Source organism: Edaphobacter modestus (assembly GCF_004217555.1).
GTDB lineage: Bacteria > Acidobacteriota > Terriglobia > Terriglobales > Acidobacteriaceae > Edaphobacter > Edaphobacter modestus.
Genome location: NZ_SHKW01000001.1, coordinates 1,628,874 through 1,643,009, shown reverse-complemented (window position 1 = coordinate 1,643,009; position 14,136 = coordinate 1,628,874). Strand labels below are relative to the sequence as shown.

9 protein-coding genes are annotated in these 14,136 nt (G+C 54.1%); all 9 read right to left on the bottom strand.

Annotation, left to right across the window (positions count from 1 at the left end):
• Positions 1–64: 64 nt before the first annotated feature.
• Positions 65–211 carry a hypothetical protein gene (locus BDD14_RS31630; protein WP_165419955.1) on the bottom strand — a complete coding sequence of 49 codons (147 nt, stop codon included), beginning with the start codon at positions 209–211 and terminating at the stop codon, positions 65–67.
• Positions 212–225: 14 nt separating this feature from the next.
• Complete coding sequence (locus BDD14_RS06850) at positions 226–957, bottom strand: cytochrome c biogenesis protein (RefSeq protein WP_341273297.1); 732 nt, start codon at positions 955–957, stop codon at positions 226–228.
• A gap of 96 nt (positions 958–1,053) precedes the next feature.
• Positions 1,054–4,734 (bottom strand): coiled-coil domain-containing protein, encoded by a 3,681-nt coding sequence (locus BDD14_RS06845; RefSeq protein ID WP_130418149.1) that lies wholly within the window; start codon positions 4,732–4,734, stop codon positions 1,054–1,056.
• Positions 4,731–6,767: a vWA domain-containing protein gene (locus BDD14_RS06840; RefSeq protein WP_130418148.1), complete on the bottom strand. Its 2,037-nt coding sequence runs from the start codon at positions 6,765–6,767 to the stop codon at positions 4,731–4,733. The genes BDD14_RS06845 and BDD14_RS06840 overlap by 4 nt, the downstream gene beginning before the upstream one ends.
• The gene (locus BDD14_RS06835) at positions 6,767–7,651 is read right to left on the bottom strand and encodes a DUF58 domain-containing protein (protein ID WP_130418147.1); all 885 of its coding nucleotides are present in this window, start codon (positions 7,649–7,651) and stop codon (positions 6,767–6,769) included. The genes BDD14_RS06840 and BDD14_RS06835 overlap by 1 nt, the downstream gene beginning before the upstream one ends.
• Positions 7,648–8,676: an AAA family ATPase gene (locus BDD14_RS06830; protein ID WP_130418146.1), complete on the bottom strand. Its 1,029-nt coding sequence runs from the start codon at positions 8,674–8,676 to the stop codon at positions 7,648–7,650. Before BDD14_RS06830 ends, BDD14_RS06835 begins: the two co-directional genes overlap by 4 nt.
• A 20-nt stretch (positions 8,677–8,696) precedes the next feature.
• Positions 8,697–10,892 (bottom strand): tetratricopeptide repeat protein, encoded by a 2,196-nt coding sequence (locus BDD14_RS06825; RefSeq protein ID WP_130418145.1) that lies wholly within the window; start codon positions 10,890–10,892, stop codon positions 8,697–8,699.
• Positions 10,889–11,836 carry a hypothetical protein gene (locus tag BDD14_RS06820; protein ID WP_242617789.1) on the bottom strand — a complete coding sequence of 316 codons (948 nt, stop codon included), beginning with the start codon at positions 11,834–11,836 and terminating at the stop codon, positions 10,889–10,891. Before BDD14_RS06820 ends, BDD14_RS06825 begins: the two co-directional genes overlap by 4 nt.
• Positions 11,837–11,844: 8 nt before the next feature.
• Entirely contained in the window at positions 11,845–14,130 is a 2,286-nt protein-coding gene (locus tag BDD14_RS06815; RefSeq protein ID WP_130418144.1) for a glutamine amidotransferase, read from the bottom strand.
• Positions 14,131–14,136 lie beyond the last annotated feature (6 nt).

The window sequence follows — 14,136 nt, the reverse complement described above, 5'->3', positions numbered from 1 at the left end:
TGAGGGTGGGAGAGGCTTAGCGGATCAGGCTTGGGGCAGGGTAGCTGCGCGTGGAACGGACAGGCTAGCGATTGGTGGAGGGTTTGGTGCGAGACCAGTTGCGGGCGATCCAGCCGATATAGACCAGCTGCACGGCGATGACTCCTCCGTAGACGAAGACTAGGTGGCGGTGGGCCATGGTGGAGAGGTCGAAGAAGGTCTGCCAGGTCATGTGGTGCGGCTCCGTTATTGAGGGGTCTCGAGGGAGGCTTCGAGGGCGACGAGGGCGGCCTCCTGCTCGGCGAGCTGGCGTCGGCGCTCGAGGGCGAAGCGGAAGCCGATGAGCAGAAGTCCCCACATGGCCCATCCGGCGAGGTTCCAGAGAACCGCGGGGACCATGCCGGGGTCGATGCCGCCGCCGTCGGGACCGAAGACAGGTGCCGGGTGCTGTGTGCGCCACCAATGGATAGACATGAAGACGATGGGGACGTCTACCGCAGCGAAGACGGCGAGGACAGCGGAGAGAACGCCAGTCTGGCCGGTGGGGGAGAAGCGGCGGAGCAGGAGATAGCTGACGTAGAGGAGCCAGAGGATGAGCTCGGTGGTGAGGCGGGCGTCCCATGTCCACCAGATTCCCCATGCAGGCTTGCCCCAGAGCATTCCGGTCACGAGGCAGAGGCCCGCGTAGAGGACGGTGACCTCGGCCGAGGCTACGGCGAGAGCGTCGGCGCTGAGCGCCTTGAGGGGATCGCGATGCCGCCAATAAAGGTAGGCCAGCGATGCCGCTACGTTGATGTAGGGGAAGACGAGCGAGAGGATGGCGTGCGCGAGGTGGTAATAGAAGATGCGCTGCAGATTGCCCATGGTCTCTTCCATGGGCGCCAAGAAGATGGCCTGGCGAAAGCCGATGACCAGGACCGCAATGGTAGCTGCGAGCCAGAGCCAAGCGAGATTGCGGAGAGTGGAGGAACGCGCCACGATGGGATTATTTTATCGCGGATTCGGGGGGACGGTAGGAGATTTGGTATTTCAAGAGCCCTATCTCGGTGGCGATGCTGTGGCGGGGGTAACGAGTCAGTGAGTTTTACTCAATCGGCGGTAATAATCCGCCACAGACTCTTCGTATCCGGAGGGAACGGCATCGGGCTTTCCAGCACGGGCTTCGGTGGCCGAGCCGGCTCGACTTAGCTGAAGTTCGATGCGGTCAATGGAGTCGAGCATCTCCTGCTGCATGTGTTCAACAATCTCTGGGTTACCGGGAAAACGACGGGGATCCAGCGTTTGCATCTGCCTCGTCAAATCTCGAATTTCTTTCGAGACATTGGGGTCATTCCGCACCATCCGGCCGAGTTGATTCAGCTGACGCATCTGTTGCTCATACGTGTACTCGTTATCACGCGGATTGCCGGAGGCATCCAGTGGAACCGGGCGCCGGGTCCCGGGAGCGTAGCTATTGCCTCCGGTATTTATGTTGCCCCAGGCTACGCCATCGTTTCCTCCGCCCGTGCGTATCTCCCCGTTTGCGCTGCCTGTCGATCCTGGGCGGTCGTTTCCTTGCTGGCCGAGGCCGGCTTGCTGCCGTTGATCATTCTGCGAGCCGAGGTTTGACGATCCTGAACCAGGATTCCGACCCTGGGTTCCGGGTTGAAGATTACGACGTTCTGCGGTAGGCCCCTGTTGATTTCTTTGAGGATTCGATCCTGGAGTTCCGTTTTTAGCGGCCATCGCTTCGAGCTGTCCTCGCAAACGTCTGATCTGATTGAGCGCCGCTGTCTGATCCAGCGAAGATGGATCGCTCTCTCTTCCAGGGTTTCCTTGTCCCATTTGCTTTTGCGCATCCCGAAGCTGCTGGCTTAATTTTTGAAGTCCCTGCGCAATATTGGATTCAGTTCCATTGGAGTTTGGATTGATCCCTCGACGCAGCCAGTCAGCGGTTCTCTGTACGTGGTTGTCGAGATCGGATTGGTCCATCTCGGTCAGTGCTTCCCTCAGCTTCTGAGCTACCCCTGGCTGATTGGGAGCCATCGTGCGCGCAGAGTCGCGGATATTTGTCTGGAGCCTGGAGAGATCGTCGGAGAGCTGTTGCCGTTCTCCGGCCAACTGGTTGCGCTCTCGAGAACGTGCCATCATGCTATCGCGGTCGACAGGATTGGTTTCCCCTGTCCGCGAGGCGAATTTGTTGATCCGATCAATCTGGGCGCGCTCCTCTTGCGCGAGGCGGTCCGCCTCTTGAGAGAGAGAACCTAGTTTGGCAGAGGAAAGCTGTTGTCGGACGCCTCCAAGCAGATTCTTTGCTTCCTCAAGTCGCTCAGAGGCTTGTTGGGCGGACTCAGAATTTTCCTGGGCTCCACTGCCCCGCTTCATCGCATCGCCGGCTTGTCGTAAACGACTCAGCGCCTGTTCGATCCTCTGGTCACGAAGATTTCCACTAGCCTGAGAAGAAGAGTTGCCGGACGAAGAATTTCGAGACTGTTGCGAACCATTTTGGCTTGAGGATCCTCCCTCAGTGCTCTGTCCGGATTGCGCTTCTTTGTTCTGTTGGCCTTGACCGTTGTTCCGGGCCAGCTGTTCCATCTGACGCTGTAATTGTTCAGCCTCGCGCCGTAGCATCTCCTGTTGCCAGCGCTGCTGGAAGCCCTGCTGCGGATTTTGTTGCTGCCTGGAAAGCTCTTCCTGCCGTTTCGCCAGGGCGTCGAGTTTTGCCAGCACATCTTCTATATCCTTCTGTTGCTGCTCGGCGGGGGAAGTATTTTGCGCTGTCTCATACTGGTTTTTTTCTGTGTCGAGTTCCAAATCAAAGAGGCTTGCGAGGTCGCGTCCAGCAGAACCAGCCCCTCCTCCCCCTCCTCCCTGTTGGCCAAAAGCGACCTGAATCTTCCGGAATGTCGCTTCCGCACGCAATAACGCCTGCAGCGCTTTCTGCTCGAAGGGAAGAGCGTCCTGCCAATGCATTCCCTTCAGCTTCTCCGCCGACGGAGCCATCGCCTCCGCGGCCACCTGCATATCCTTTTCGAAGCCGCTCAACTCCTCGTTCGCCTCAGAGAGGTCACGGCTTTGCATGCGCGTGGAGATCGCCAGAACCTGATCGCGTAATTTCTGTTGCGCATCGGAGAGAAACTGGCCCGTCCCTTCAGCATCCTTCGGACGAGAGGCCTTCTCGTTCTGCTGTCTCCACGTTGCTGCGATCAGCTCTTTTTCGCGCTTAGACAAATCGGCCTGGTTATTCTGTCCATTGCCTCCGCCGCCGCCACCCCCGCCACCCTGCTGTGACTGGGAAAACTCTCGTTCGAAGGGATCGACCTGGATGAAACTAATATTCGTTCGCGCTTCCGAATGGCCATCTTTCGCTGTGGCATACAGGCTCACTAGGTCGCCAGGTACCAGATTGAACTCTTCGAGACGGAAGGTGTGTGAACCTTCAGTGCTTTTTGCGCCGCGTGCTTTTAGTATGTTGAGTTCCTGGTTGGGGCCACCGTTTACGGAATAGTGCAGACGAACATCGTTTAGGCCAAATTGACCTGCCGCCTCAATACCGACCTTTACTTCTTCAATGGGAGAGGCTCGATAGTCCCCACCGGGACGCACGATATTTATTTGCGGCGGCTCCGCTTTATCGGTCGCAATGAAGTAGTCCTCTGAAAGACGCAGGGATTCACCCTGCTCGATCGCAGCGATGTGATAAGCGCCATCCTTATCCATGTGAATCGTGCCTTTATATTTGTTAGCTTCGCCACCTGACAACACGATTGCTTTATTGTTATCGAGAGCCAATTTGCCATCTCTCAATGGCTTATCCATCTCTACTTCAATCGACGCATCGGTCCCTTCGATCGCTCTTAGATCACCGGCTTGTTTCTGTATGGTGGATTTCAGGCCTGTCCACTGTGGGTAGCGGTAGGTGACTTGAATCGCCTTTACTGAGGGAAGGTCCACGACTCGCACTTTGTAGTGTTGTGAGACTAACGGCCCTGCCTTTACGTAGTACTCGACACTTTCAGGCAAGCCGGCAAGCACGAACTGGTAATTTGTTGCGCCCCCTTGATCGGGCTGAGTCTGCATTGTCACGGGTTCCCATATGTTAGTGCTCTGATAATGAGCAAACATCTGGACTTTTTCGGGATGTAAACCAACAACGCGCGCCGTAATAAGCTGGTCGCTGTTACGGCGGACGGTTACATCGCCTGGACTGACTGAAATGCTGTACGGCGGCGTTGTGTTCTGTCGAACTCCAGTCCACAGCAGCGCAGCGCCATAGCCCATAGAACCCGGCACCAAACAAATCATCCATAGGAGGGTGCCAAGACATCCCACCCCAATTCCGGTCAGGGCGAGAAGGCGGTGCCCTGAAGCTAAGGACGAAGGTGCGGCATCCTGGGTGCGCGCCAGGGTATCAGCAGCCAGCAGCTCAAGAAATGGATTCGAACCTTCCTGGTGTCGTTCATGAAATGTTTTGAGCCGTTGATCGAGAGCCGGGTGCATGGCCTCTGCTTTGGTGACTGCGAACGCCGGGGTGAGGCGAAGCAACGGCGCGATAATGCCGAAACCTACAGCGGTTATTAAGGCCAGCAAGAGCGCCAATCGCGCTCCAACAATTGCAGTTGTGGGGAAGGCATAGTGTTTGAGTATTAGAACAAGCGTAATCGTGGTCAGGAGTGCCGTACTCGTTAGTACAGCGCCACCCAGCAGCCAAGCACGCAGCCGCAACCTGCCCAGAAGCTGCATGATGTAGGAGTTGAGCTCGCTCTGCTTGCTCATAATTCCTCCCGCTGCGTACCCAGGTAGCGGCTGGAGAGAACAATTTCGGCGATTGCCACTACCAATGCAAGCAGCATAACGTACCACCAAAGACTTATGCGCTGATATTTCTCTCCTGCCGCAATTATTTTCTCGGGTTCAGGAGAGGCGATGTTGCTACCCGTCCAGAGTGTCTGCAACTCAGCAGAAATGGGTTCGAGATCCGATTCGCGGCGGTCAGGGTTTACGCCGAGGACGCCTTCATGACCATCGGCAAAATGGATCTGATAAAAACCAGTTTGCGCCAGGCGGAAGACTTGTACGGTTCGCGTCTCATTCAAAGAGAGTGGCCGGTGTCCTTGAGGATCAATAACTTCACTGGTTGTGGTCTTGCCCGAAGCGTCAAGGGAGTGGCGAAGCTGCACGAAGGAGTCCACAACTCGCGCACCGCTTTGTTGTTCTGTTCCAGCAAGATACCGGGAAGTTTTGTCAATGAATGCGACAAAGATTGGATGGAGAGGCAGGTCATTCGTTATGTTGTCGAATCCCGACGCAAACAAAAGTACGTGACCTTCTCCAATTTGACGTTCAAGCAAAAGAGGAGTCCCGTTGCTCAAGCGGGCAGCAACACGGGCGTGGGATGGGTCTACCGCTGTCGCATAGTAGATTTTCGTTCCCGCCCAACCTCCGTTGTCGCGTGCGGGTGACGCCTGCTCTAACGCAGGGTAGGTGAAATCGACCTGGCCGACGCTGGCTGCACCTGACGAAACGAAGTTGTATGGCTTCGGTAAACCTTCCTTCCACAATGGGATGCGGGTGCTTCGTCCGGAATTCAGGCCTGTTGCAATTAGAACGTTTCCTCCCTTTGAGATGTACTGCTCGAGAGTATGTTCGAAGATCGAGGGCAGGGACGTTGTGTCGGATAGAACAGTGAAGGCGAATTTTGATGGGTCGACACCAGATGTTTGTTCTGCCGCCATAGATTGCAAAACAAAAGCGCCATGACTCGCTGCGTTGAGCGCGGATCCGAAGTACAACATTGACCTTTCGTCCGTTGCTGTGTGGACAAATAAGATCCGCTGGGGGTCCAGCCGGCGCACGGCAAAGAGACTCCCGTTATCTGCAGGGAAAGAATCGTCGTTTTCAATTCGTACTTCGCAACGATTAAAACCGTATGCCAGGTCCAGTGGTGCGAACTCAACTGTTGCGCGACCGTTTGCAGGTACCGTCACCTTGCGCGTGGCGATTACCTTACCATTTACAGCGAGGGAGACATTTTTCTCGGCCTCGGACGTTCCAAAACCAACCACTGTGGATTGCACCCGCGATCTTGCGATGTCTTTGGGATCGGTAAGCTCGGTGGGTGCGTTGACGTTCTCAATCGTCCAGTTAGGCGCCGATGTCGCTTTTACCGTCTGGTGCAGTGTCAGCTTGACATTTGGTGGAAACACCAGGTCTGCGAAATTTCCAGGCATCGCAGTGCGTTGCATGTCGCTGAAGAGGTGGAGATCAATCGGCTCGCGCGACGTTTCACTGAGAGCTCGAACAGCTCTTCCCAAATCTCCGAAGCTGCTGTGACCATCTCCGACCTGAATACTTTCAAGAGTCGATCGTAAGAGATCGGGATCAAGGGTAGGCTGCGTCAGCAGTTGAGGCGGTCCGCCGAGTGACAGTATCTGTGCTCGCTGCGCGCGTGGTTTGGCCGCAAGAAGATTTAGAGCCTGCTGCCGGGCCTCTAAGAATCGCGTGCCGGTCCGCATACTGTACGAGTTGTCGAGAACAATGACCAGCAGGTGTCCGGTCAGGTTTGCCGGCCGGCGTAAAAACGGATCGGCAAACGCCAATACAACAAACAGCAGAAGAGCCAACCGAAACGTTAGCAATAAGAGATATTTCAGGCGCTTATGTCGCGTAGAACTTTGAATCCCCCGTTCAAAGAACATCAGGGAACTGACTGGCCGCGGGATCGTAACGTGCTTCCGCAATAAGTGGACAAAAACCGGCACGCCCAGGGCGGCGAGCCCTGCTAGAAACCATGGCGCCAGAAATCCCATTATCTTGTCCGCCGCAACGAGAGATATTGACGCAACACAGTGTCTAACGGCTGATTGGTCAGAAAAAGGTGATAATCCAATCCACTTGACTGTGTGAGCTCCCGAAGTTGTTGGATATGAGCCTGGACCTTAGCTCGATAAGTTGATACGTATTCCGGAGTTACTTCAAGCCTTCGATCGGATTCCATGTCCACGAGAACCGTGGGACTTTCCAAGTCTGGATCGATCTCCAGGGGATCCAGAATATGAAATAGAGCTACGTCGTTTCCGCGAAAACGCAGCGACTCGATCGCCTGCACGATCGCTGCGGGATCTTCGTAAAAATCGGAGATCACAATTACGATTCCGCGCCGATGCAGTAGCGCCTGGAAACGGGCCAGCGGCTTTAAGAAATCTGTCCGAGCACGAGGCTCGGCCTGCTCAAGCGCCACGAACAAGCGCGTCAGCTGTCCCTGGCGAGTGGACGGGTGGACATAATCTCGAATTTCATCATCAAACACGATGATGCCTGCCGCATCTCGTTGGTTATGGATCGCCATGTAGAAGAGCGAAGCTGCGATATAGCGCGCGTAATCGCTCTTCGCAGGTATTCCGGAGCCGTACTGCATCGAATTGCTGGCGTCGAGCAAGATCATCAACTGGCTATTTGTTTCGCCTTCATAACGTTTCAAATAGCAACGCTCGGTTCGTGCGAAGAGGTTCCAGTCCACATGACGCAGATCATCGCCTTGCGCGTAGGCGCGGTACTCGGCAAACTCCTGACTGAAGCCAAAGGCTGGCGACCGGTGCAGGCCAGCAACAAAACCGTCGACAACCGTTTTAGCAATCAGTTCTAACGAAGAGATGCTAGCCAATACCGAAGGATCGAGAAAGCGCTGCATCATTCCTCCCTGGAAGGGGGCATATGTGCCAGAAGACGCTTAAGAATGTCATCTGTGTCAATTCGTTCGGATTCGGCATGAAAGTTCAATAGAACGCGATGCCGTAACACCGGTATGGAGAGAGAGACTATGTCTTCATACGTGACGTGATATCGCTTTCTGGATAGTGCCTTTGCCTTTGCAGCCAGAACGATGAACTGAGCTGCTCGAATGCTCCCACCGTAATCCACATATTTCTTCACGAAATCCGGAGCATCTTCGCTCTTGGGGCGGGTCGCGCGCACAAGCCTGATTACGTAGCGCGCCAGGGAGTCTGCAATAGGAACCATTCTTACGAGCTGTTGAAAGTCGAGCAGTTCTTCCGCAGAAGTTACGGGCTTAACATTGGCCGAATGCGTGGTGGTTGTGAGGTTTAGGACTTTGAACTCCTCTTCGGGATCCAGGTAGTCCAACACTGCATTGAAGAGAAAGCGGTCGAGCTGCGCCTCCGGCAAAGGGTAGGTACCCTCAAGCTCAATCGGGTTTTGCGTCGCCAAAACAAAGAATGGAGCTGGGAGAGGATAGACATGACCTCTTACGGTGCATGCCCGCTCCTGCATGGCTTCAAGCAAGGCTGCCTGAGTTTTCGGAGGTGTGCGATTAATCTCATCGGCCAGAAGAATGTTGCCGAAGATCGGACCGCGGACAAATGTCCATTTGCGATGGCCGGTCGCAAGGTCTTCCTCGATGATGTCCGTGCCTGTGATATCGGAGGGCATTAGATCCGGAGTAAATTGAATCCGACGAAACTCGAGGCCGAGTGCATCTGCGATTGTGCGCACCATGAGAGTCTTCGCTGTGCCGGGCATACCCGTCAGTAGGCAATGTCCGCCAACGAAAAGCGATATGAGGGCCTGATCCAGAACCTCGTCCTGCCCAACGATGACCTCTCGGACCTGTTGGACTATGGATTCATGGACCTTATGAAATCGCTCGATGCGCTGCTGGAGTTCGGCAGCATCCACATTCAGATCAGTAAAAGTAGCCATTCGATTGTCGGCTCCTGAGATTATTTTTCTGTGGCTTGATGAAGCTCCAATAACAATTTTTGTGCTGGACCATATCCAGGGGCGATTTCAAGAGCTGCCAGCACACTTTCTTCCGCTTCCTTGTTATGTCCAGCAGCTAGGTATGCCTTCGCCAAGCAGAAATTTGCCCCTGCCTTGTCTAAAGGATGAGAAGCAACAGCGGCAGCATATTCGTGGATGGCACGGTCGTAATGATTTTGCTGGTAGAGCAGATCGCCAAGGTGACTATGAAGCTCTGCATTGTTGACCGGGTAGATGTAATTCACTTGCTCCAGCGTAGCGATAGCGTTCGTCTTGTCACCATTGTTCTCATAAAGAGTGGCTAACCGTTTCAGAGTTTGGGGATCCTCGCCTCCGATCTGCTTATATGCCGCAAGAATCGCGAGCTCTCCTTTAACATCTGCTTTTGTTTTGTAAGCATCCGCCATGAGCTGGTAGACGTTTCCCTCACCAACGTACTCAGGGTAGAGAGCTCTAACTGCTGGTCCCTGTGCGATGACCAAGTCAAATTGCTTTTCTTGTGCAGCGGCAATAAGTGCTTTCAACTTGTCGCGCCACTCATTGAGATGCGAAGCCTCGGCGCCATATCTTTTATCTATCCATGCTAGATATTCCTTATCAAACGCCTCGGGCGCCATGCCGAGGTCATGTTCGATGACTTGCGAGGTCGTCTTCAATTGCGCATAGGAGTGCATGACCGTCAGGAGCTTTTCCTCGCCCCAGCGCGCCTTTATAAAGTCGCAGATGCTGCCGGCCTGAAAATAGGACACGACTACCTGAGAAGGATACTCAGGGTAGATAAACCCGCGATCCAGCCTCAGAATTGGCAGCAGCTTTTTGTCCCGAATCGCTTGAAGGACTTCAGGTGTCGCTCGGTTGCTCCATTCCGAGGATCGTTCTCCCTCCTCGTGAACAGCCAAGCCTTCAGTAAACCATCGGGGAACGTGATTCTTAGTCGCTGTAAGCACATAGACATGGCTCATCTCATGCCATAAAGTCGCACCCCAGTTGAAATCTCCCGGCTTTCTCGCGGATGGACTATCCATCGCGATCACTTCTCCGAAGGTCACTCCCAGAGCACCAAGGCCTGGCATGCCCGTCGTTCTGACAGCGAAATCTTCGTGATCTGGGTAAACTTCCACCTGAATGACGCCTGGTAGCTTCATGGCATACTTCGCATCATAGGTTTTAACAATTGTGTGCAGTTCGTCCTGCAAGTAGGGCCGCAGCAGATCTGCTTCTGTCTTCTTCAACTTCAGAACTGTTACGTTGTCGCGAAAGGTTACATAATCTTTATAGCTGTCGAGTAAGCGAAGACTGTTTACCGTCGCTGCATTACGGTATCCGTTGCTATAGCTCAGCTCGAGCTCCTTTTGGGCCTCTTCCTGTTTGCCCATCCTCATAAGGCTTATTCCCAACGAGGAGTGTGCCGACCATAGCTGAGGCTCAGCTTCAACTGCTTTGTGGTAGTAGGTGGTTGCGTCTTCGTGACGGTAGTGAAGTTCGAGGTGGTGGGCAATACGGGAGTACGCCTCTCCATAATGAGGATTGACCGCGATGATCCTGCCAATCCATACGTCAGGGGATCGTTGACTAATAAGATCAATCGCCGCATGAATCGCCATCGCATCGAGCGCGTCGCCTTCGAGGGCGATTGCCTTGTCGGCTTCATCCGCCGCGAATTGAAGATCATCGTTTTCGAGGGCGAGGTTTGCCATCCTCTCGTGTGCGGCAGCTTTTTTGGGGTCAAGGCTAAGAGCCTTCGTCAGATAGAAGGTCGTCTTACCATCAAAACTTTCTGCCGATATGGTTGCAAGCCCCATGTACGCATCGACGTTAGAGGGGTCCTGCCCGAGCGCTTCGCGAAAGAGATCAGCTGCCTCCTTATTATTGAAGCGCTCGTGCAGTAACATCCCCCATCGAATCTTGGTGCCTGGTGCACCGCCGGAGGTTTGTGTCGCCAGCCGAAACTGTTCATTGGCTTGATCCCAGTTCTCCAGGCCCCAAAATCCCTCCGCCCGAACTGCGCTGTCTTCACTTCGCGTTAGCTGCTCGAAACATGTTTGAGCGTCTGACTCACGTCCGTGTTTTCGCAGCGACCAGCAAGCAGAGGGAACAGCCGCAAGAGCTGTTGTGCTTAGCAGAAGGATGGTAAGAGGCTGAATGATGCGTCTCATTTGTCCAACTCCTGCTGCACCCTGGCCAAATCCAGCAACATTGTCGTCAATTGTTTTTTATAGTCTGCGGGGTCCATTGCGGCCTTCTGATATTTGAGGATGTCGATCTGTTGTTCGAGTTCTTCCTTCTTCATCAGAAGCTGACGTTTCGCCGGATCATTTGCGGCCTGCTGATTCTTTCCGAATCGAAAGAGCGTAAAGCTGGCCAAATACGCACCTTGCTTCGTGTCAGGCTCGCGTACAGGTTCCCCATGGCCGATGTCATCGAAGACAGCATGCTCAGTAGATAGGCGCTTTTGCGAATCATAGAACGCAGCAGTTTTCTTGGAGGCGTAGGTGAATGCCTCTAAGGCGTCAATGGACCCGCTTTTATCCGTGTCGGATGCAGGGTCCTGCAATGCCTGCACCCAGTATCTTGCGAATACCGTTGCATTCTTTTCTGTGCCCGACTTCGTGGCAGCGACAACAGCGCGTCCGGGCCGTTCAAAGGCCCGCATTGCACCGCCACTTGCACTCGATGTATCCACGATGAGCTGGCGTCGAGTGGGAACATGATTGCACATGTCTGCGATCTCTTCGCCAGTTACATCCGGACCCGGTAGGTTGAATTTGTATTCCGTTCCATCGAATGAACCGTGGCCGATTAGGATCAACACCAAATCGTCCTCGGCCCTCGCTGCGTTTACAACGGTACGGAAGGTGTCTTTGAGGTGGGAAGCCGTGGCCTCAGGTCCACTCAATACATAGGCTTGCGTGTTGGTGCCGGCGCTTTTGAATGTCTTTTCAAGATCTTTTGCTGCTGCATTGAAGCGCTGCTCGTAGTCAGGTTCACCTCCCAACCCGGCAACAACGACATAGTAGGTTGAGGCGCGTACTTGAGGCGCAGCCATCCCGAGCAGCGCAAAGAGCGCGATGATGGTTCGCCTATCTATTTGCCGTCTCAATGCTTGCCTCATACCATGCCCCATTTGCGTCGGAGTAACCATTCCGTGACAGGGATAGCTATAAGGAGGAGAAACACGATCGGCATATTCCACAACTCATTCGTGGTGCGGACGGAGACCCCGCCCTCAGAGTACGAAATAGCCTGAGGCAGATCTTTGATTGCATCCGGCGTCCAGTAACGACCTCCGGTCTGAGAGGACAATTGCCGCAATAGCTGACGGTTCTGCTCGGTATGGAAGTCTTCCGCAATGCCATCCTCACGGCGAAATGTCAGCACATCGCGGCCCATCTCCTGCTTTTGTTTGCTACTATCCTCCGCGACAATTTCGGTTAGATAACTTCCCGGCTTGTCGGCACTCCACTCTGTTGCGTAGACGCCGGGCATATCCTGCGACGGCTGAAGATCAATCAACGCGTTGATCCCATCGGGCCCCAGAATGTGGGCGCTTACGTGAGCATTCGCTGCAGGTTGAAATTGGGCATCATGAACTTGCGCTGTCAAACGCAAGCTTCCCTCATCCGAAAGAGTGTGAGATGAAACGGAAGCACTAACAGGACCAGCAGTATCCGCCACGAGCCAGCGTAGGAGTTGTTGCCAGAAGAGGTTGTGAGAGGGATCACCCAAGGTCTCAGCCATCTGCCAACGCCACGTTCCACCTGTAGCTAAAAGTGCGGTGCGGCCGTGGCCATAGCTTTGGGTAATCAGCAGCGGCAGTTTTTTGCGGCCGGCAGACATTTGCACCAGGACAGAAGCTCCGGGCTTTGGCGAACCGGCGTCCTGATAATCGGCTAAATAGGTTAACTTTTTCCAGCGGTCCGCGTTTTTCGATGGATCGTCGAGAAGACGAGTGATTGGAGAATCCTTACCTTCTGCCGTCAGCTCTACGGTCGCCGGATTGCGGTGGAAAGTGTTACGCGCGGCGGGCAGGAAGGTCGGGATAAGCTCGTTCAGGCTCGATGCCTCCCATCCTCCGTTACCTAACGACATTCGACCTCCTAACAAGAGCAGGCCCCCACCGCGACGGTCAACATATTCGCGCAGCAGTTCTCGTTGTAATGGCGTGAAGTAGTTAACATCAACCGAACCGATAACGATGCCGGAGTAGCCGAACAGGTCCTCCGGCCGAACCGGAAAACCATCTGCGAGTTCGCTGGGATCTTTTATTCCCTGTCGATAGATCTTGTTCTCACTTGTACGCAGCATGGAAACAAGTTGTATGGTCGGGTCGTCCTCTTCAGCGCGACGGATAAATTTAAATTCCCATCGAGGTTCTCCCTCTATGTAGAGGATCCGGCGCTGCTTGTCGGTTATTAGAACCGGACGTGTTAGCTGGTTGTTTTTAAGGTTCTCTTCATCGCTCAATGGCTCGATCACGAACTGAAGATTTCTAGCGCCAGCATCGCCGGCAGAGAAAAAGAGTGATTCTGTTTGAAGAACTCCGTTAGGCGCTAGCTTTACCTCCTGACTCGAGAGGAGTTTGTTTCCATCTCGAACTCTGATCTTTGCGACCTGGCCTGCGTAGCCATACTGCACAAAACTGATTGCGGCAGACAGGCGCGAGTTAACGACTGCGGTCGCGGCTACGCTTACATTTTCGATTTCGAGGTCCCGCGCGAGTTCTGGACGGCCAAAGCCAATGGTATGAACTGGCAATCGTCGATTATGCAGCGCTTGCAACGATTCAAGAGCGACTCCCGAGCTTCCCATTTCTACGCTGTTCTGCCCTCCATCGCTAAGCAGGAGAACAGCACCGATCGGAAGATCCGTCGTGTCCTCGGCGAGGTGCCTGAGACCCCTGTTGATATTTGTGGCCGTATCGGGAGGCTGAGTGTTTGTGAAGCGATCAACCTGCTTGATATCTTTTCCGAGGTGATACAAGCGTATTTGAAATCTGTTCTGTAGTCCTGGAAGCAGATTTTTTTCGAGGACATCCAGTGCGGCTGCTTCACGTGTTCTGCCATCCTCGTCGGAGATGGCCATGCTTCGGGAATTATCCAGAACCACGGCAATAATATTTTGATGTGAACTCAATGCGGCAACCGTCATCGCGGGTTGCCAGAGCAACAGCAGGATTAAGGCCAGAAATGCCGATTGCATTGCAGCCAAACTCCATACGCGCCAATTTCTTAGCTTAGGCACCACGTGAGGGATTCTTCGGTACGTGAGCAGCGCCAGGCTTACGCAGACGCAAACAATCAGCACAGGCAGCAGCCACACCGGTAGTGCGGAGAGAAACACAAGCCGCCCTTTGGTAAAGACCGACCCCGGATATTTGAAGAGGAATTCAAACATGCCTGT